Origin of the sequence: Streptomyces sp. NBC_00989, from assembly GCF_045162655.1 — a bacterium.
GTDB lineage: Bacteria > Actinomycetota > Actinomycetes > Streptomycetales > Streptomycetaceae > Streptomyces.
Window position 1 is genome coordinate 7,123,145 of the sequence record NZ_CP108728.1, and the last position, 17,617, is coordinate 7,140,761.

General features: G+C 71.2%; 15 protein-coding genes, 1 tRNA gene and 1 pseudogene. 8 read left to right on the forward strand and 9 right to left on the reverse strand.

What is annotated here, in order from left to right; all coding sequences use genetic code 11:
* Window positions 1-73 precede the first annotated feature (73 nt).
* Window positions 74-781: a helix-turn-helix domain-containing protein gene (locus tag OG714_RS31765; RefSeq protein WP_406126132.1), complete on the forward strand. Its 708-nt coding sequence runs from the start codon at window positions 74-76 to the stop codon at window positions 779-781.
* Between the two features lie 367 nt (window positions 782-1,148).
* Window positions 1,149-2,120, forward strand: a pseudogene (locus OG714_RS31770) (peptidoglycan-binding protein); the annotation flags it as partial.
* Window positions 2,121-2,476: 356 nt separating this feature from the next.
* Here the strand turns inward: OG714_RS31770 and OG714_RS31775 are convergent.
* The 7 genes from OG714_RS31775 to OG714_RS31805 all read right to left on the reverse strand — a co-directional run bounded on the left by OG714_RS31775 (window position 2,477) and on the right by OG714_RS31805 (window position 9,099).
* Window positions 2,477-2,550 (reverse strand) — tRNA-Lys (locus tag OG714_RS31775).
* The gene (locus tag OG714_RS31780; RefSeq protein WP_406126134.1) at window positions 2,541-3,155 is read right to left on the reverse strand and encodes a bifunctional DNA primase/polymerase; all 615 of its coding nucleotides are present in this window, start codon (window positions 3,153-3,155) and stop codon (window positions 2,541-2,543) included. Before OG714_RS31780 ends, OG714_RS31775 begins: the two co-directional genes overlap by 10 nt.
* Window positions 3,156-3,384: 229 nt before the next feature.
* Window positions 3,385-3,756, reverse strand: coding sequence for a hypothetical protein (locus OG714_RS31785; protein WP_384167338.1), 372 nt, complete (start codon window positions 3,754-3,756; stop codon window positions 3,385-3,387).
* Between the two features lie 349 nt (window positions 3,757-4,105).
* A complete protein-coding gene (locus tag OG714_RS31790) occupies window positions 4,106-5,440 on the reverse strand; it encodes an AAA domain-containing protein (protein WP_406126137.1) in 1,335 nt (444 codons plus the stop codon).
* The gene (locus OG714_RS31795) at window positions 5,437-7,035 is read right to left on the reverse strand and encodes a hypothetical protein (RefSeq protein ID WP_406126139.1); all 1,599 of its coding nucleotides are present in this window, start codon (window positions 7,033-7,035) and stop codon (window positions 5,437-5,439) included. The genes OG714_RS31790 and OG714_RS31795 overlap by 4 nt, the downstream gene beginning before the upstream one ends.
* Window positions 7,026-8,159: a hypothetical protein gene (locus OG714_RS31800; RefSeq protein WP_406132030.1), complete on the reverse strand. Its 1,134-nt coding sequence runs from the start codon at window positions 8,157-8,159 to the stop codon at window positions 7,026-7,028. The genes OG714_RS31795 and OG714_RS31800 overlap by 10 nt, the downstream gene beginning before the upstream one ends.
* Window positions 8,110-9,099 (reverse strand): phosphatase PAP2 family protein, encoded by a 990-nt coding sequence (locus tag OG714_RS31805; protein WP_406126141.1) that lies wholly within the window; start codon window positions 9,097-9,099, stop codon window positions 8,110-8,112. Before OG714_RS31805 ends, OG714_RS31800 begins: the two co-directional genes overlap by 50 nt.
* A gap of 209 nt (window positions 9,100-9,308) precedes the next feature.
* Here OG714_RS31805 and OG714_RS31810 point away from each other — a divergent pair, with 209 nt between their 5' ends.
* Window positions 9,309-9,905 carry a histidine phosphatase family protein gene (locus OG714_RS31810; protein ID WP_406126143.1) on the forward strand — a complete coding sequence of 199 codons (597 nt, stop codon included), beginning with the start codon at window positions 9,309-9,311 and terminating at the stop codon, window positions 9,903-9,905.
* Between the two features lie 56 nt (window positions 9,906-9,961).
* On the opposite strand, the gene OG714_RS31815 is transcribed toward OG714_RS31810, so the two are convergent.
* The gene (locus OG714_RS31815; protein ID WP_406126145.1) at window positions 9,962-11,434 is read right to left on the reverse strand and encodes a hypothetical protein; all 1,473 of its coding nucleotides are present in this window, start codon (window positions 11,432-11,434) and stop codon (window positions 9,962-9,964) included.
* 271 nt (window positions 11,435-11,705) lie between these two features.
* Here OG714_RS31815 and OG714_RS31820 point away from each other — a divergent pair, with 271 nt between their 5' ends.
* On the forward strand, window positions 11,706-12,140 hold the full coding sequence (locus OG714_RS31820; protein WP_327403784.1) for a hypothetical protein: 435 nt from the start codon (window positions 11,706-11,708) through the stop codon (window positions 12,138-12,140).
* A 78-nt stretch (window positions 12,141-12,218) separates the two neighbouring features.
* Window positions 12,219-13,088, forward strand: coding sequence for a spermidine synthase (locus OG714_RS31825; protein ID WP_406126147.1), 870 nt, complete (start codon window positions 12,219-12,221; stop codon window positions 13,086-13,088).
* A gap of 14 nt (window positions 13,089-13,102) precedes the next feature.
* On the opposite strand, the gene OG714_RS31830 is transcribed toward OG714_RS31825, so the two are convergent.
* Entirely contained in the window at window positions 13,103-13,645 is a 543-nt protein-coding gene (locus OG714_RS31830; RefSeq protein WP_406126149.1) for a hypothetical protein, read from the reverse strand.
* 111 nt (window positions 13,646-13,756) lie between these two features.
* On the opposite strand from OG714_RS31830, the gene OG714_RS31835 reads away from it, so the two are divergent.
* The 3 genes from OG714_RS31835 to OG714_RS31845 all read left to right on the forward strand — a co-directional run bounded on the left by OG714_RS31835 (window position 13,757) and on the right by OG714_RS31845 (window position 17,437).
* Window positions 13,757-14,461 (forward strand): response regulator transcription factor, encoded by a 705-nt coding sequence (locus OG714_RS31835; RefSeq protein WP_406126151.1) that lies wholly within the window; start codon window positions 13,757-13,759, stop codon window positions 14,459-14,461.
* Entirely contained in the window at window positions 14,458-15,861 is a 1,404-nt protein-coding gene (locus OG714_RS31840; protein ID WP_406126153.1) for a sensor histidine kinase, read from the forward strand. Before OG714_RS31835 ends, OG714_RS31840 begins: the two co-directional genes overlap by 4 nt.
* Window positions 15,862-15,967: 106 nt before the next feature.
* Window positions 15,968-17,437: a cellulose binding domain-containing protein gene (locus OG714_RS31845; RefSeq protein ID WP_406126154.1), complete on the forward strand. Its 1,470-nt coding sequence runs from the start codon at window positions 15,968-15,970 to the stop codon at window positions 17,435-17,437.
* Window positions 17,438-17,617: the final 180 nt, after the last annotated feature.

A 17,617-nucleotide genomic window follows, 5' to 3' on the forward strand; every position in this document is an offset into this window, starting at 1 on the left:
ACAAGTCAACCGCTCTTGTTCATGAGCAGACCAGGATGTACCGTTGAGGCACCTTCATCCCAGAGGTGACCTCATGGAACAGACGCCACACACGCTGCGACAGGTACTCGGAGCTGGCCTGCGAGAGATCAGGAAAGCCCGTGGCCTGAAGCAGGAAGAGGCTGCCGCACTGCTCCAGCAGCACGGTCTGACGACCTGGATTCGGGGGACCGTCGCGCAGGCGGAAGTGGGGGCTCGGCGTATAGCGCTGGAGGAAGTGCTGTTGCTGGCCCTCGCCTTCGAGGTGCCGCCGGCCGACTTTGTAGCCGGAGCGCCGAATGACCTCGTCGAGCTGTCGCCTGGCGTGCGGCTCACGGTCTCCGCGGTGAAGGCCTTGCTGTCCGGCAACACAGCGGCCGTGCATGCCTTGCCCGCACGGGCGGTTGAGATCACCGAGTCGCTGGCCCTGGCCAACCGGACGTCTGACTTCCTGGCTGAGGTCCAGCGATCTGGGCAGGCAGACCCTGCCCTCGTAGAGCGAGCGGTCGCCAGTGTCGGCGAGGCCGAACGGCACGTAGCCCGCAAGATCGGAACGTCGCCGGAGTGGGTCAATCTGGTGGCGTTGCAACGGTGGGATCGGACCTTGTCACAGGAGCGAGACCTGCGACTCCAGGAACGTCGGCCCGAGGCGTCCAAGGGTCAACTGGCCACCCTGCGAGGCCACATCACCCGGGAGTTGCTGACCGAGCTGGAACACGACCTGCGCGCGACCCATCCCGACGACGAGCAGACCGCAAGGTAAGGCGTGCGTCATGCAGGGCACCACCTATAAGCGCTGCAAGTGTCCGGTCCGCCGCAACGCGGCCGGTAAGCGCCTGGCCTGTCCGAAGAAGCACGGCACCTGGTCCTACGTCGTCGATGTGCCACTGTCGGATGCGGGCCGCCGGGAGCATGGGCGACAGCAGATCACTCGTGGTGGCTTCACCAGCCAGACCCTCGCGGTCGCCGAGCTGCGGCAGGCAATCCAGCTCCTGGAGATACCCAGCACGGACGACGATGCGGGTCGGCTGGAGATCGTTTCCTCCATCCGTGACCACTACCGCCGCTATCAGCAGCTGCCGGACTATGCCGACCTGCGCCGCCGTTTCGGTGCCGGCGTCTCCCTCACGATGGAGCAGACCACCGGCGAGTGGCTGGATGAGTGGATGGGTGGCAAGCGCAAGTTGGCGGCCAACACCCGTCGTTCGTATGAGGGTTTCATCCGGCGTTGCCTGAAGCCTCAGCTCGGTGACGTCCCTTTGGAGAAGCTACGGCCGGCGCAGATCCGGACCGCGTACGACGCCATCGTGGCCGACGCTGCCCAAGGCCCGCGACCGATCGGCCCGGCGACACTCCAACGCATCCACGCCACGCTCCGGGCGGCACTCAACGCAGCCGTGCGCCAGCGCCGCATCATCGACAACCCGGCCCTGGCGGTCGAGGTCGAGAATGCGTCGCGACCGAAGGCCGTCATCTGGACCGCTCCACGCGTCATTGACTGGATGGCCTCGGGCCGACGCCCGAAGGTCGCCGTCTGGACGCCCGAGCAGACCGGCTCCTTTCTCGGCCTCATGACGGCCGACCGTCTCTACGCCTACTACCACCTGCTGGTTTTCCGCGGACCACGCCGAGGCGAAGGCATCGGATTGCGCTGGCCGGATGTGGACTTGGACGCAGGTGCGCTCGCCATCGTCCAGCAGATCGTGCAGGTGGGTTGGGAGACCGCCGTCACCCGGCCCAAGGACGACAGCGACGGCATCATCGCGCTGGACTCCATGACCGTCACGGTTCTGCGGGCGCACAGGCAACGGCAGTTGGAGGAGAGGGAGTTGCTGGGACCGGCCTGGACCGACAGCCATTTCGTCTTCACTACCGAGACCGGCAAGCCGCTACATCCGGACTACGTCAGCCGCCACTTCGTCCGGACGATCAAGCGGGCCAACACCCTTCGTGAGGGAGACACCGGCCCGGCCGTCGAGGATGTGCAAGCGACGCTCGGGCTCCCAGTGGACGGGTTTTTCGGGCCGCTGACACGGCGGGCGGTGACCGGCTTCCAACGTGTACGCGGGCTCAAGGCCAACGGCATCGTCGACCCGCACACCTGGTACCTGCTCTTTCCCGAGCACCCGCTCCGGTCCTACCCACACCCCGGCTACCTGCCGCCGGTCCGTCTCCACGACCTGCGGCACCTGGCAGCCACCCTGGCACTCGCCGCCGGAGCCGAAATGAAAGTGGTCTCCGCCATGCTCAGACACTCAACGATCCAGATCACGGCCGATACCTACACCTCGGTGCTGCCGGAGATCGCCCGCCAGGCGGCTGAAGCTGCTGCCGCACTCGTGCCCCAACCGACCACCGTGCAGCCGGATGACGGTGGCGTTAGCCCCTCGCTAGCATCCGACCCCGAAAACGACCAAGGGCACCCTTCCGAAGAGAAGGATGCCCAGGTCACACACAGTGCGCCGCCAGGGACTCGAACCCCGGACCCGCTGATTAAGAGTCAGCTGCTCTAACCAACTGAGCTAGCGGCGCCTGCTGACGTCGTAGACCTTAGCATCCTGATCGGCGGGAGGAAAAATCGATATCCGTACGGCGGTCCGGGCCGCCCGCACGGCCGCCCAGAGCAGGATCTCGGCGCCGGGAAGCCAGGGCCGACGGGTGTCCGGAGCGACCAGCCAGCGCGCGTCGAACGGGGCCGGCGACGCCCCGCCGGCCAGCGCCGGGACGGTCACCGCGTCGCCCCTGCCGTGACACAGCAACGGCGGGACCGACCCCGTACGGCTGTGCTCCCCGGGGTGCGTGCCCCACTCCTCCCAGCCCAGCAGCGACGGCAGCCGCTGAGCCGTACCGGGGCCGGCGAACAGGAGCATCCGGCCCCGGTACGTCGCGACCGGTCCGGACCCCGGGCCCTCCTCCCACAAGCGGTCGACCATACGGCGCCCGAAGACCGCCGGGGCGCTCACCACGTCGAACGCGGAGCCGCAGGGGAGGACGACCGGGGCGTCCGGCCGTTCCCTCCAGAGGGCGAGGGTGCTGCGCGGATACGTTCCTGCCGAGGCGAGCCAGGCGGCGCCGTCCGAGGTGACGCCCGAGATGTCGAAGCGGTCGGCGAAGGGCTCATCCTGTGTGCGGCTCATGTCCCATAGATCTACCGGCCGTGAGCGTCCGCTCTCTGAGGGTTGCCAGAAATCGGGACAGGAGGGGGCGGGAGGGAGTATCTTGCCCGACCGGCATATGCCAGAAGTTCTTTCTGGTGACGGGTGGGGCGTGGGGTGCGGCGGGGGCAGGAGCTGTGGGTCTCGAACTCCCGGCTCGCTGACCCCGAGTCCCCGGACTCGGACCTCGACCCGGACCTCGACATGGAGGTCACACCGGGTCGACGGCCCCGCTGTCCCGGCCCTCGGTGCCGCGCAGCAGATCCCGCCCGAACTCGACCATCTTCTTGGCGTAGTCCTCGGTCCACTCGGCCCGCTCGGCGATGTCCGCCGGTGTCAGCCGGTCGAACCGGCGCGGATCGGCGAGTTGGGCCGCCGCGATCGCCTGGAACTCCACCGCTCGGTCCGTCGCGGCGCGGAACGCGTGCGTCAGCTCGGTCGCACGGGCCAGCAGCGCGCGGGGGTCGTCCATCGACTCCAGGTCGAAGAAGTGCTCCGGGTCCTCGGCCGCCTGCGCGGGCTCGAAGAGCAGGGGCGCGGGGCGTAGCCGCGATTCGTTGCGACGCGGCGTGTGCTCCGCCATGTCTTCTCCTCCTCGTACGTCACGGATGACCCGCCTCAGGAGCGGACCACCGTCCATTGTCCCCCGGGTGCGCAAGGGGCCCCGGGCATACTCCCGAGGCACGGATCCCGCACCGCATGAGTGGCTGCCCAGCCGCCCGGCCCGGTATTCATCACCCCGCCGACCGGACCACGAGGAACAGCAGGTCACGCTCTCCAAACCACCCGGTGCTCCGCGAGATGCGCCAGCACCGCGTGGTTCGCCTCCCATCCGTCAGGGCTGTTTCCATTGGCCGCCTCCGGCGGCGTGCCGGACTCCGTCCGGCGGGAAGGCGGCCGGGCGCCCGTGGTTCAAGCGCCGGAACGCCGGTTCATGGTCTCCAGACCACCCGGTGCTCCGACAGATGGGCCAGCACCGCGTGGTTCGCCTCCCATCCGTCAGGGAACTTCACCGTCACCCCCAACTGCACGGGCTCCGTGGACGGGTGGTCGTCCAGGAGTTCGGTCACGCCCGCCCGGCAGATCACGATGCAGGCGTGGCGGTGGCGGGAGGCGAGGACGCAGAGGCGGCCCGTCTCCAGGTGGAACGCGGTGGCGTCGGGGCGGCCGGAGAGGGGGTGGAGGACCACCGTGACGTCGAACTCCCGGCCCTGGAGCCGGTTCGCCGTGTCCACGGTGACGTCCGTGACGCCCAGCTCGCCCAGCGCCGTGCGGATCGCCGCCGCCTGGTCGCGGTGCGCGGTGCCGACCGCGATGCGGTCGGCGGTCAGGGGAGTGGGGTCGGGTGAGCGTTCGGACGTGGCCGCGCCGCCCCGGTCCAGCAGGCGCCGTACGACCGTCGCCACCGCCCGCACCGCCTCCGGGTCCGTGCGAGGGGTGTGGCGGGCGGGGAGTTCCAGGAGGCCCCAACCCGACTCCGCGGCCTCGTCGATGACCCGGTCCGGGCCCGAACCGTCCGACGGGACGCCGAAGTTGAGCCGTCGGTCGCCGTGGTCCGTGCCGCTGCGGAAGCGGGTGTACGGGTAGAAGGCGTCCGAGACCAGTGGGGCCGCCGACGCCGGGAGCCGCCACGACACCGGCAGGCGGTGCTGCGGCAGTTCGGGGTTGTGCGCCAGCAGCGTCGTCACGGCCGAGGCCGAGGGGTCGTACGACAGGCCCGCCCACTGCTCCGCGCCGACGATCGCGAACGGGTCCAACTGGCCCGGGTCGCCCACGAACAGCGCCCGCTCGAACAGCCCGGCCACGGCCAACAGTGAGTCCGAACGCATCTGGTACGCCTCGTCGACGATCGCGTGCCGCCACGGCTCGTCGACCTTGACGTGCGCCCACTTGGCCGCCGTCGAGATGACGACCGGGAGCCCGGCCAGCTCGCCCGCCTTCGCCGACTTCCGTACGTTCGGCAGGTCGTCCAGCGCCTTGTCGTACGGGTCCGCGTCACTGCTGTGGAGGCGGCCGACCGGCAGCTCGCCGTTCTTCTCGGCGAGCCGTACGACGAGGTCGTCGACCTGGGCGTTGGTCTGCGCGACCACCATCAACGGGCGCCCCGCGTCGGCCAGTTCGAGTGCCGCGCGGACGACGAGCGTGGACTTGCCGGCGCCCGGCGGGGAGTCGACGACGACACCGCGCGCCGTGCCGTGCAGGGTGTCGCGGAGGATCGCGTCGGTGGCGCGCCCGGCCTCGGCACCGGGGTCGAACACGGCGGTCACAGGACGTCCTCCTCGGTCACCGGGTCGGCGGACTCCTGCACGGCGCTCTCCTCGCCCGGCGGGCCACCGTGCGTCCACGGTGTCTCCTCCTGGTCGGGCAGTTTCGCGCCGCCACGCTGCTCGTGCTCGAACAGCGTGAAGCAGATCCGGTCGCCCTTCTCCGGCAGCGAACCGGTCTCCGGCTCCTTGCCGCGGCCCATCTTGTCGACCACCCGGAGGACGACGAGGGCACCCTCTTCCTCGTGGCCCACGAACTCCGCCGACTGCGGTTTCCCGGCCAGTGACCGGAACACCTTGGCCCGCTCCCCGAGATGCGGCCGGTCGTCCGTGCGCACGGTCACCAGCGGGCGCGGGCGGGGGCTCTTGCCCTCGCTGTACGCCATGACGACATCGATGACCTCGCCCGCGAAGGCCTCCCCGGCGAGCCGCCGCCCGGCCATCACCAGCGGGTCGTCCAGGGCCTCCTGGGCGTCCAGGCGGGCCTGTTCGCGCTCGCGCGTGGCCAGCTTGTTGGCCGCGGTGACCGCGTCGTCGCGGCGCGGCTGCGGGGGCTCACCGGCGACGATCCGGTCCCAGTGGCCGGTGAACGACCAGCGGTCGCGGGTCCACCGGTCGACGGCGTGCGGGCCCTCCGGCAGCGCCCGCAGCAGGTCGATGCCGTGCCACACCGCGTCCCAGGTGGGGCGGGTGATGCCCTCGACGAGGGACCTGATCTCCCGCTCGGCGGCGGTGAGTTCACCGAGCCGGTCGTCCGCCTCCAGGCCGTCCTCGGCGGCGGCGAGGGCGGTGCGTGCCCGGTCGTAGCGCTCGATGGCGGGGGCGAGCAGTTTGTTGTCGAACGCCGGGTCCGTGGCCGGGCCGGCCGGCGGGCACACCAACTGGCCCCGCGCGTCCCGCCGTAGTTCCGCGTCGAGCGCCGCCTCGGCGCCGGAGACACCGGCAGGTGGGTCGATCCAGGCGAGCAGCGCGGCCAAGTGCTGGTCCTCCAGGCTGGATTGGCCGGTGGCCCAGTGCCGGCCGAGCACCTCGGTGAGCGCGAGGAGCAGTGAGGAACCGGGCACCCGGGCCCGCTCCCCGAAGTGGGTCAGCCACCGGCCGAGCAACGGCACGCGCGGGGGCGCGGGGTGCGGGGTCTCCGGGTCCTGCTCGGCCGTACGGCGAAAGCGCATCGAACGGCCGAGCAGCCGTACCAACTCGATGCCCGCGCGGCTCGGCACGATCAACTGCGGGGCGTCCGCGCACAGTTCGACCTCGACCTTGACCCGCTTGCCGGTCTCCGGATCGGTCTCGTTGCGCTCGGCGGCCTCGACGTCGTCCGCGAACGTGTCGATGTACGGCAGGACCACGTCCGCGAGTTCGGCCAGGAACGCGAACCTGAGGTCGCGGTCGCGCGGCTGCGGTACGACGAGCAGGCGCGGCGCGTCCCGGTCCGTGCCGACGAGGGCGCCCAGCGGTGCCCCGGCCTCACCGGCGGTGGTGAGCGGCACGAGGACGAGGGGGCGCTCGGAGAGGTGCCGGTGCAGGACGGTGGCGGCGGGCTGGGCACGGCCGGTCTGAACTGCCTCCAGCCGGGCGAGAGTCGAGATCAGCGACATGCGGCCGCCTCCAGGGCGTGTGCCAGCGCCTCGGCCCGCAGCTCGGCCGCCCTGCGCAGTGCCGCCACCGCCGGGTCGTCCGGGTCTCCGGACTCGCCGTGGGCCGCCGACAGGACCTCGTCGACCGTCGTCAGGTCGCCCAACTCGGCGCGCAGCGAGCGGCCGAGGGTGGTGACCACGCCGGACGTGCGGGAGCGGTCGCGGCAGTGGAAGGCCAACTCGCAGGCGGCCAGGCACTCGGGGGCGTAGGCCGCCGGGACCGACTCGACGGCGGCGGTCAGCTCGGCCGCCGGGCGGTCGGGGGCGAAGCAGGTGCCCTCGGGGAGGGTGTCGGCGATGTCCTCGATGCGGGTGAGGCGGGCCAACTGGCGGCCCGTGACCGCGCGTTGCTTGCGGACGTCGACGGCGGACGCGGTGGGCAGGTTCGAGAAGTCCTTCGGGCACACCAGGAGGATGCGGTGCCGGACCCGGGGAGCGGGATCCAGCTTGGCCGCGACCTCTTCCAGGGCCAGCACGTACACCGCCGACTGGCGGGCCGCCGCGCCGACCTTCGCCGGGTCCGCCGAACCGTCCAGCATCGGGAAGGACTTGATCTCCACGACCGTCCAACTGCCGTCCGGGTGCACGACGACCGCGTCCGGCTCCAGGAACGCGGGCGAACCCGCCACGTCCAGGGCGAGCATCGGGTGGTCGAGCAAGGTCCAGGCGGCGGCCTCGGTGCCCTCGCGCAGCGCGAGCGCCGTACGCGCCGCGCGCCCCTCGGGGCCGATCGCGTTCAGCTCGGGCACCCGCGCGCGGGTCGGCGGCTCGGCGCCCGGGTCCAGCTTCTCGTGCACCAGCCGCAGCAGCTCCGCGCCGCCGTCCGCCTTGACCCGGGCCTCGAAGGCGTTGCCCCGCATGAAGGCGAACTGGGACTGTCCGAAGGCCGACGGCGAGCCGAGCGCGTCGGCCAGCACCGCCTTGTTCACCCCCGCGCCGTCCAGGATCGCCCGCCGCTTGCAGCCCGGGTTCGCCGCCAGCGCCGCGAGGGCGCGCGCGTCCAGCGCCTTGGCCGGGACGTCCGGGCCGCGCAGCTCAGCGAGCCGGTGCCGGAGCGCCTTCCCCCGCGTCCGTGGGGGAGGCACCCGGCTCGGCTCCGGTACCGAGCTGTGACTCGCGCTGCCGTGGAATTCGCTCACCCGGCGAAGTCTGGCATCCGCCACTGACAATTGAGGTTTCTGAGCCATGAGAGGCGGGGCGGGAAGCGTCCCGGGCAGCGTCACGGGAGCGCGCCGCGACGAGCGATCCGCGTCCCTCGAACCGCGCCCTGATCCGGTCCGCGGTCTTCATCACCTGCGGCGCCAGCAGGAACCCGAGCCCCATCACGGCCACGCCCGCGACCGCGTCGAGGAGGTAGTGGTTCGCGGTGCCCATGACCACGATCGCCGTGAGCAGCGGATAGGCGACCCCGACGACCTTGGCCAGCCGCGTCCCGCCGTGGCGCCAGAGCATCACACCGCACCACAGCGCCCAGCCGCAGTGCAGGCTCGGCATCGCCGCGTACTGGTTCGTCATGCCGCCCAGGCCGCGCGGCGCGCTCGCGTCGCCGCCCCACCAGCCGTACGAGCTGTACTTGGCCATCGTGTCCACGAAGCCGTAGCCGGGGGAGAGCAGGCGGGGCGGGCAGGTCGGGAGCAGGGTGAAGCCGATCAGGCCGATGAACGTGGACGTCATCAGCCAGGTGCGGGCCGCGCGGTAGACCTGGGAGCGCGACCTGAACAGCCAGATCAGGATCGCGGGCGTGACCAGGTAGTGCAGCGAGGCGTACCAGAAGTCGGCCGGGATGCCGATCCAGGACTCGCGCGTGAAGAGGCGGTTGAGCGGGTGCTCCGCGTTGATGTGCAGGAACTTCTCGACGCGCAGGATCGCCAGACCGTGGTCCACGGCGCTGGCCGTGTCGCCCCGGGCCAGCAGCCGGCCCGCCGAGTACGAGGCGTACACCATGAGGATCAGCGGCAGCTCGGTCCACCAGCGCAGCCGGCTTCGCCGGTCCGCCTCGATGCCTGGTGTCTCGGTCTGCGGCATCCGATCGCCCTCCCCCTTCTGTACTGGTGCAGTGCTCCGTGGTCCGGCTTCCCGGTAGCCCGGTCGGAACACTTTACGGCGTATGCGCGCGCCCTGTTTCCGGCGCCCCCGGACCTCAAAGACGCAGAGATCGCCCCCCGGGTTGCCCTTCTCAAGGGTGCGCGATGATGGAGTGACCCGCCTCTCGTTTTCTCCCGGAAGGGTCCCTCATGGCACCGCGCATCCTGCTGGCCCGGCACGGACAGACCGAATGGTCCCTGTCCGGGAAGCACACCGGCAGGACCGACGTCCCTCTCCTCGAAGAGGGCCGACGCGGCGCCAAGGTGCTCGGCGAGCGACTGCACCGGGCTCCCTTCGACGGCCTCCCCGGGGTGGAGGTCCGCACCAGCCCGCTGGCACGCGCGCGTGAGACCTGCGAACTCGCCGGCTTCGGCGACCGCGCGACCCCCTGGGACACCCTCATGGAGTGGGACTACGGCGCCTACGAGGGCATGACCCCGGAGGAGATCCGCTCCGTACGCCCCGACTGGCTGATCTGGCGCGACGGCGTCCCCGAAGGGGAGACCCTCGCCGAGGTGACCGCCCGCGCGGACGAGGTCGTCGCCTGGGCCCGCGCCGAGGACCGCGACGTCCTGGTCTTCGCCCACGGCCACATCCTCCGCTCGATCGGCGCGCGCTGGCTGGACCTGCCGATCGACTTCGCGGCGCGGATACGGCTCAACCCGACGTCGTTGTCGGTACTGGGCTGGGCCTACGGCGACCCGGCGATCGAGAGCTGGAACGACTTGGGACACCTGGTCGTGTAGCGCCCCAAAAGGGCGCGGGGAACTGCGCGCCCAGCCCCCACCGGCCCGCGGAATCACTACGCCGCAGCACGAGGCAAACTCGCGTGCCTCTCCAGAAACGTAGAAACCCCCGAAGCCCGCCGATGCGGCAACAACACCCGCGCCGTCCCCGCCAGCATCGTCTGAATCCGCGACGACTGCACGAGGTCCAGAAGATCCAACACCCGCATCCCCGCCGTCGCCGCCTCGTCCGGTCGCCCGCCGCGCGCCAGGTCATCCGCCAGCTCGGCCATGTACAGCGCGATGTTCCGAGTGAAATGCGGATCCTGGAGATGCGCCGCACGCCGCGCATGCCGTGCCGCGCGAGGCCAGTCGCCCAGCGTCGACCAGCACTGCGCCTCAAGCCCCTCCAACTCGGCCTCTCCGTAGAAGCTCATCCACTCGGGATCGGCGTCCGAGTGCCCCCGCTCGAAGAGCGCCTGCGCCCGGGCCAGCGCCTGTTCGCAGCCGGTGCGGTCGGCGAGCCCCGCCCAGCCGCCCGCCTCGCGCAGCGCCAGCAGCGACATCAGGCGGGCGGAGCCCAGCGGCCGTCCGACGCGCTGCGCTGCCTGCGCGGCGCGCACCGCTTCCCGTGGCCGGCCGGCGTCCCGCGCGAGGAACGCCGTATTGCAGAAGGCGTGTGCCTCAAGGCCGGGATCTCCGGTCATCCGGGCGGTCGCGAGCGCCTCCGCGTAGTGCGAGCGGGCGTCGTCGAAGCGGCCGGAGTCGTGGGCCAGCCAGCCCACCGAGATGGCGAGTTCACCGGCTCCGGAGTGCAGTCTCTCGGCGACGGACTGCCGGGTGGTGCCCGCGTCGAGCAGGGCGTAGGCGGCGCGCAGCGGGGCTGCCGCGCGCCGGTAGAGGCCGTCGGCGCCGTGCCGGTCGTCGAGCAGCCGGATTCTGCGGACGGCCTCTTCCAGGGCGCCCGCCTCGCTCGTACCGGGACGGCGGACGGAACGGTCCGCTGCCACGGCGTCGAAGGTGAGCCCGAGCGGGCCCAGCGTGCCGGCGGCCACCGTGACGGTGCCGCCCCTCATGAATGCGCGACGCAGCACGTCGCTCTCCTCGTGGTTCTGTGGGTTCTCGTGCGTGTCGTACGGGTCCTGCGTGTCATACGGCTCGTACACCTCCGGCGTCTCACCCGCCCTGGCCGACTCATCCATGGCGAGGGCCGGGCTTGTGAGGTGTGCGGGGGGCGCGTCCTCGGCGGTGCGCGCCCCGCGTCCGCGTACGGACGAGCGGGGCGCGAAGCCGAGGTCGGCGAGCGTGCGGCCGGGGAACATGTGCAGGAACACCCGTTCGTACGCGTAGTTGGGGCAACGGATCTCACCGGCCTCGACCCGCCCGACGTAGCGCGCGTCGCAGCTGACCCGCTCGCCGATCTCCCGCGCGGACCGGCGTACGGCCGCGGCGAACTCCGCCGGTGAGCGCTGTCCGCGCAGCCGCCGGAAGGAGAGATTGGGTCTCGGGGGTTGGGGGAACGGGGACGGGGTCACCATTGACGACGCCATGGCCGGGTCCTCTCATGCGAACCGTCGAACCATGCCGGATTCAGGGTGACTTGTTGAGTGACGCCCTGTTTCCAGCGGGCAAGAACGTACCTGCTGTGCATGACCCGCCACGCAGGGTTTGGCTACAAACCGGATATCTCATCCGGGATCTGCCATGAACTGCCATCCTTTGCGGCTGACTTGTGCCGTAGCCGTTGACGCTTCAACGCGTTGAACCCCATGGACCCGGGAGCCACCCGACTCCCGACCCGCTCGTCCAAGGAGGGGTTCCGTGGTGGAGACCGGGATGGAGACCAGGCAGAGCGTCGATCCTCGAATGCCGAGCGCGGAGTGCAGTGCGCCACCGTTCGTGGACTCGGCCTGCGACCTGGTGACGGTGCCGACGCGGCAGGGCCTGGAGGCGGTCGACATCCTGCGGCGCGGCGCGTGCGACGGGGTAGGACCCGTCCTGCACGACGACGGCGACGACACACTCGGCTTCCTGGTACCGCCGGGCACGGCGGCGGCCTGGGACCTGCCGGGCAGCACCTGTACGGAGACCAACGGGCGGGGCCTGCGTCTGGCCCCTGACCCCGAGCCGCCCGTCGAAGGCTCGGACTGGTTGTTGCCCCCCGGTGACGCCGACCTGGCAACCGACCCCGAGGTCCTACGGGCCGCCCTGGGAGAGGCGGCTCGGTTGATCGAGGCGGCGGACGGCTGTCGCTGACGGGCCCACGACAGTGCGCATCCGCCCGCCCCCGGCGCCGGGCGCGCCGTACCGTCCAGGGCCCCCGATAATGGCCCAATGGGAAAGTCCAGGACCCCCCGGCGCGGTGCCGGCGCCGCCGAAGCCGTCGTCGAACCCGTCGACGGCGGGCTCGCCGAGTTGATACCCGACCGGGAACGCGCGCGTGCCTGGACGCTGCTGATCGACGGGGCGCCGCAGTCGTACGTCGCTCTCGACGACCCGGCGTATCTGTCCTTCGAGTACCAGCGCAGGCTCGGACACGTCATCGACCTCGCGGCGCCGGCCGGGAAGCCGATCCACGTCGTACACCTCGGCGGCGGTGCCCTCACGCTCGCCCGGTACGTCGCCGCGACCCGCCCCCGATCCACCCAGCAGGTCGTCGAGTTCGACGCGGCGCTCGTCCAACTGGTCCGGCGGGAGCTGCCGTTGGACCCGAACGCGCGGATCCGGGTGCGGTCCGTGGATGCCCGCGCGGGACTCGCGAAGGTGCCCGAGGGGTGGGCCGATCTCGTGATCGCGGATGTGTTCAGCGGGGCTCGTACGCCCGCCCACCTCACCTCCACCGAGTTCCTCGACGAGGTGCGCCGGGCGCTCAAACCCGGCGGGGTCTACGCCGCGAACCTCGCCGACGGGCCCCCGCTCGCGCACCTGCGCGGCCAAATCGCCACCGTGGCCGCCCGGTTCGCGGAGCGCGCGCTGATCGCCGACCCGACCGTGCTGCGCGGCAAGAGGTTCGGCAACGCGGTGCTCGTCGCCTCCGACCATCCGCTGCCGCTGGCCGAGTTGACCCGGCGGGCCGCCTCCGACCCGCACCCGGGCAGGCTCGAACACGGCAAGGAACTCATCGACTTCACCGGCGGAGCCGTACCCGTGACGGACGCAGCGGCGGTCGCCTCACCGGCGCCGCCCCCGTCCGTGTTCCGCTAAGTAGGCACCCAGGTCTAGTAGTTACCGACATCCACGCGCGGCGCCCCGTCGTGCCACGTGCAGATCACCGACACCTTGTCCGTGCCCTTGGTGAACTCCACCCGGAGCCACGAGTCCGTCTTCCACACCTGCATCGACCAGCCCGTACCGGGCGTCGCCGACACGAGCGCCACGTAGGCCGGCGCGGTGTCGAGTTGGAGCACCACCCGCCCGCCGTCCGTGGCATAGCTCTTGACCTGGCCGGAGGGGGAGGTGGTGGGGGACGGGCTCATGGTCGGCGTCTTCGTGGGGGTCGGGCCGGGGGTGCGGGTCGGCGTCGGGGTGCTCGACGGGCTCGGCGAGGACTCGGCGCGAACCGGTGCCGAGGCCGGCGGCTGAGCCGCCTGCGCGGTCGCGCCGGCCGCCGTGATGGGCAGGGCGCGCGGCGGGTCGTAGGCCGTGCCGGTCATGACCGTGTGGACGCCCCACCAGGACAGCGTGACGGCCGCACCGGTGGCCAGCGACCAGGCCAGCACGTGCACGAATCCGTTGACGAGTCCTCTGGGCATCGCCGCCATACTGCCTCACGCGCCCCACAGGTGTCCCGTCGATCTCCCACCGGTTGTCCACAGACGGGAGTTGTCCACAGGCCCGGATGCGGGTCGCCCGCATGGCGTACGGTGCGGCGCATGGCAAGTGTGCTCGTGGTCGAGGACGACCAGTTCGTGCGCTCGGCCCTCATCCGGCATCTGACCGATGCCGCGCACACGGTGCGCAGTGTCGGTACGGCACTTGAGGCGCTGCGCGAGGTCGCCCATTTCCGTTTCGACGTGGTCATCCTGGACCTCGGACTGCCCGACCTGGACGGGTCCGAGGCGCTGAAGATGCTGCGCGGGATCACGGATGTCCCCGTGATCATCGCCACCGCTCGGGACGACGAGAGCGAGATCGTCCGGCTGCTCAACGCGGGCGCGGACGACTACCTCACCAAGCCCTTCTCGGTCGACCATCTGTCCGCCCGCATGTCCGCTGTTCTACGACGTTCTCGCGCCACCACCGGCGAGGCGCCCCCGTCGACGGTCATCCGCGTCGGCGGCCTCACCGTCGATCCGCTGCGCCGCCAGGCCGAGCTGGACGGGGTCCGACTCGACCTCACCCGGCGGGAGTTCGACCTGCTCGCCTTCCTGGCAGGACGGCCCGGTGTCGTAGTACCGCGCAAGGAGCTGCTCGCCGAGGTGTGGCAGCAGTCGTACGGCGACGACCAGACCATCGACGTCCATCTGTCGTGGCTGCGCCGGAAGTTGGGGGAGACGGCGGCCCGGCCGCGCTATCTGCACACCCTGCGGGGTGTCGGCGTGAAGCTGGAGCCACCGGGAGCGGAGTCGGTGCGATGAGGTGGGCGCTGGTCAGGGTCTGTCTGGCGATCGCGGCGATGGTCGTCGTCGCGTTCGCGGTGCCGCTCGGCCTGGTCATCAAGGAGATGGCCCGCGACCGCGCCTTCTCGAACGCCGAGCGGGAGGCCGCGGCCGTCGCCCCCGCGCTGTCCATCACCACGGACCGGGACCAGTTGGAGAAGGTCGTCGCCTCCGCGGGCGCCGACTCCGGGATGGCCGTCCACATACCGGCGGGGGAGGGGAAGGCCGCCGTCGACATCGGGCTCCAGCGCGCCGCCGGCAAGGACATCGCGACCGTACGGAAGCTGGGCCGCGCCTCGACCACCGAGGTGCCCGGCGGCTCCGTCCTGCTCCAGCCGGTCGCGCTCAGCTCCGGCGAGATATCCGTCGTCGAGGTGTTCGTCCCGGAGTCGGAGGTCAGCAACGGTGTCGGCACGGCCTGGGCGGTGCTCGCGGGCGTCGGCATCGCGCTGATCGTCGGGTCCGTCGCGGTCGCCGACCGGCTGGGCGTACGGATGGTGCAGCCCGCGCAGCGCCTGGTCGAGGGCGCGCACGAACTGGGGGAGGGGAAGCTGGGGGCGCGGGTGCCCGAGGAGGGGCCGACCGAACTGCGGCTCGCGGCGGTCGCGTTCAACTCCATGGCCGACCAGGTCGTACAACTGCTCGCGAACGAGCGGGAGTTGGCGGCGGATCTCTCGCACCGCCTCCGTACACCCCTCACCGTGCTGCGGCTCAACGCGGCCTCGCTCGGGGACGGGCCCGCCGCCGAGCAGACGCGGACCGCCGTCGCGCAGCTGGAGCGGGAGGTCGACACGATCATCCGGACCGCGCGCGAGGCCAAGCCGCAGACCGGGGCGGCCGGGCCCGGCGCCGGGTGCGACGCGGCCGAAGTGGTACGTGAGCGGATGCGGTTCTGGTCCGCGCTCGCCGAGGACGAGGGCCGCAAGGTGCGGGTGGCCGGGGTGGAGCGGCCGGTGCGGATACCCGTCGCCCGTGCTGATCTGGTCGCCGCCCTCGACGCCCTGCTCGGCAACGTGTTCCGGCACACCCCCGAGGGCACGGCCTTCGCGGTGGACGTGCACAACAGCGAGGACGCGGTGATCGTGCTCGTCTCGGACGCGGGCTCCGGCATACGGGACCCCGAGGCGGCGATGGCCCGCGGGCGCGGCTCCGGCAGCGCCGGGTCGACCGGGCTCGGGCTGGACATCGTGCGCAGGCTCGCGGAGTCGACGGGCGGGGACGTCCGGATCGGGTCCTCGATGCTCGGCGGCACCGAGGTGCGGATCTGGATCCAGCTGGACGGGCGGGAGCCGGAGCGCAAAGGGCATCGGGGAGCCGTACGACGGCGTCGGCGCGGGAAATTGGTCTCTACCTTTAACCGTTCCCGATCCCTCCCTTAAGCGCACCCTAAGATCGCCAACCGCCGCCCGGATCAGGCGCTTTGCCCGATTCCGGACCGCTAGCGTGCTGCCGCACCCCACCCCGTACGGCGAAAGCAGGCACGCGATGAGCACGCACCGGCGCAGGATCAGCAAGAGGAACAAGGTGATCGGCGGAGCGGTCGCCGCCGCGGTCGTCGGTGGCGGCGCGATCATGCTGACCGGCATCGCCCAGGCGGCGAGCGTCGGCGCGGCCTACACCAGAACCAGCGAGTGGTCGACGGGGTACACCGCGCAGTACGTCGTCACCAACACGACCGGTGCCACGAAGAAGGACTGGACGCTGGAGTTCGACCTGCCGTCAGGATCGAAGCTCAGCTCGCTGTGGAACGCCGAGTCGAGCGTGAGCGGGCAGCGCGTCACCGTGAAGCCGCCGAAGTGGGACACGGACGGGCTCGCGGCCGGCGAGTCGGTCACGGTCGGTTTCGTGGTCAACGGCACGGGCCAGCCGACCAGTTGTCTCATCGACAACGCCAAGTGCTCGGCGGACGGCACCGCGACCCCCGAGCCGACCGGCCGCCCGACGACCTCGTCGCCGACGCCCACGCCGACCGCCAAGCCGACCCCCACCGCCAAGCCGACGCCCACTCCCACGCCGACCCCCACCGCCTCGCCCTCCCAGAGCACCGGCACCGGAACGACCGCCGGCGCGGGCTTCGCCCCCTACGTCGACACCTCCCTCTACCCCGCCTTCGACCTCCTCGCCAACGTCACCGCGACCGGCGTGAAGAACTACAACCTCGCCTTCATCACCGACGGCGGCGGCTGCACCCCGAAGTGGGGCGGCGTCTCGGACCTCGGGAACGACGGCGTGGCCGCGCAGATCGGCGCGCTGCGGGCCAAGGGCGGTGACGTACGGGTCTCCTTCGGCGGCGCGTCCGGCTCCGAGCTGGCGACGACGTGCGGTTCGGCGAGCGCGCTGGCGACGGCGTACGGCAAGGTCGTGGACGCGTACGGCCTCACCAAGGTCGACTTCGACATCGAGGGCGGTGCGCTGCCCAACACTGCGGCGAACACGATCCGCGCCCAGGCGATAGCGAAGCTCCAGCAGCAGCACCCGAACCTGGATGTCTCCTACACGCTCCCCGTGATGCCCGAGGGGCTGACCCAGGACGGGGTGAACCTGTTGTCCAATGCCAAGTCCAACGGCGTCAAGATCAATACGGTCAACATCATGGCCATGGATTACGGACCGGCATACAGCGGAGATATGGGAACGTACTCACAGCAAGCGGCTACTGCTACTCAGGCCCAAGTCAAGAGTGTTCTCGGGCTCTCGGAGAGCGCTGCATGGAAAGCGGTTGCAGTGACCCCGATGATCGGCGTCAATGACGTGTCATCGGAGGTCTTCAAGGTCGAGGACGCGAACGAGTTGGCAGCCTTCGCGAAAGCGAAGGGTCTGGGCGGCCTTTCGGTGTGGTCGGCGACCCGCGACAAGCAGTGCCCCGGCGGTGCCAAGCCCAGCGCGGACGCGACCTGCAGTTCGATCGTCCAGACCCCGTCCGCCTTCACCAAGGCCTTCTCCGCCTTTCAGTAGGCGTTCCAGGGGTCGGTAGGGGCTTCCCGTGAGTCCCCGGAGCCCCTCGCGCACCCTGTGACCCCAGTGACCCCGGAGCGGACGTGTGGCCACTCGGCCGCACGTTCGCTCCTTTTGCTCGCGAGTGTCGATTACGTTTCGACAAATGAGGGCGACGGGTGTTGACGCATGACCAGACAT